The following is a 1,389-nucleotide window of genomic DNA, read 5'->3' as shown; positions in this document are numbered from 1 at the left end:
TGGAACACAGCATCGGGGGTCTAAAAAGGTATCGTATTTTATCAGACCGTTTGCGGATGCACAACCTGGAACAGTTCGATGTGGCGCTGGAAGTGTGTGCAGGTTTGTGGAATTTCTGCTTAACTCATTGATAAACCGCTACAACAACTCTATTACCGGCAGTTGTCAGAAATGCCGTTCATATCGCTGTTTGCGATGGTGGTGATAAAGACTATTACACGGGTGTGCCTTTGGACTGGCGGCTTTTACAACATTTCAACCTTGAGCCAACCAGAGCAAATAAAGCTGACCATTATCGCGCACCGTCGGTAGACCATTATGTATTTTCAGCAACTAATCCTGTCTTTCGGATTTGTTCACTACGGACAAATAAATGCAAATCAGATTACTCGTTACAAGAGTTAGAAGAGTTTTGTAAAAAATTCTTAGCTCACCAATCGGCAAAATGATGTTTTAGCAAACTTTCTAATGTACGTCTACATCCTGACCAATCCCACTCAAACCGTCCTATACATCGGCGTAACCAACAACCTCACGCGGCGACTTTACGAGCACAGCGAAAACCGTGGTAACGCCGGGAAATTTACCGGACGGTATCAGGCTGATTTGCTGGTATACTTTGAAATAGCGCCCGATGCAACGCAGGCCATTACGCGGGAAAAGCAGTTGAAAGGCTGGACCCGGCGGAAGAAAGATGCGCTGATTACCGCGTTTAATCCGACGTGGAAAGCCATTGATTTAGAGACTTGGGAAGGCTGACCCCAATAAATTCAACGAAGCGGTAGAGATGTTTCGACTCTTCATTTTTTATCACACAGTAATCTGAATCAAATCAGCATGTTGAATTCGCTCCTTCTTGATGAAACATCCCCGATAACATTTGGCCTATGGCTATTTGGTATTCCAGCGATGGGGATTTACATAGGATTTCTGGTGCTGTTGCTGAATCGCAAGTCATATACTTGGCGTATTATAGGATTCATCATTGCCATTGCAATTGCCTTGTTCGGGCTATTTCTTTACGAAGATTTAACATGGGTTATTTCTCCATTTGTCTTTGCTCCATTGCTGTTTGGTATATACGGTGTTTATTTTTTACCGAGAAAAGCCACCTCGTAATATATACCTGACCACAACGAAGCGGTAGAGATGTTTCGACTCCGCTGCGCTCCGCTCAACATGACGTTCTGACCGTTACAACGGTCTGTTACCCAACCCTTAGCATGAACAAACCCAACAAAGTACTCATCCTCGGTTCCGGCGCGCTGAAAATTGGCGAGGCCGGGGAGTTCGATTATTCCGGCTCGCAGGCCCTCAAGGCGCTGAAGGAGGAAGGCATCCGCACCATCCTCATCAACCCCAACATTGCCACCGTGCAGACCTCCGACG

The 1,389-nt window shown here is 46.0% G+C and carries 2 protein-coding genes; both read left to right on the top strand.

Translation table 11 applies throughout. The annotated features are described in order from the left end of the window. Positions 1-468: 468 nt before the first annotated feature. A complete protein-coding gene (locus tag GM79_RS00770; RefSeq protein ID WP_035557643.1) occupies positions 469-759 on the top strand; it encodes a GIY-YIG nuclease family protein in 291 nt (96 codons plus the stop codon). Between the two features lie 78 nt (positions 760-837). Then, entirely contained in the window at positions 838-1,119 is a 282-nt protein-coding gene (locus tag GM79_RS00765; RefSeq protein WP_152559754.1) for a hypothetical protein, read from the top strand. Positions 1,120-1,389 lie beyond the last annotated feature (270 nt).

Origin of the sequence: Hymenobacter sp. IS2118 (assembly GCF_000715495.1) — a bacterium.
Taxonomy (GTDB): Bacteria; Bacteroidota; Bacteroidia; order Cytophagales; family Hymenobacteraceae; genus Hymenobacter.
The sequence above is the reverse complement of the archived record's forward strand: the minus strand, read 5'-3'. Positions and strand labels throughout refer to the sequence as shown.

Excerpts from the sequence above, each read along its gene's own strand:
- GM79_RS00765 (WP_152559754.1), top strand. The coding sequence starts at position 838 with ATGTTGAATTCGCTCCTTCTTGATGAAACATCCCCGATAACATTTGGC.
- GM79_RS00770 (WP_035557643.1), top strand. The coding sequence starts at position 469 with ATGTACGTCTACATCCTGACCAATCCCACTCAAACCGTCCTATACATC.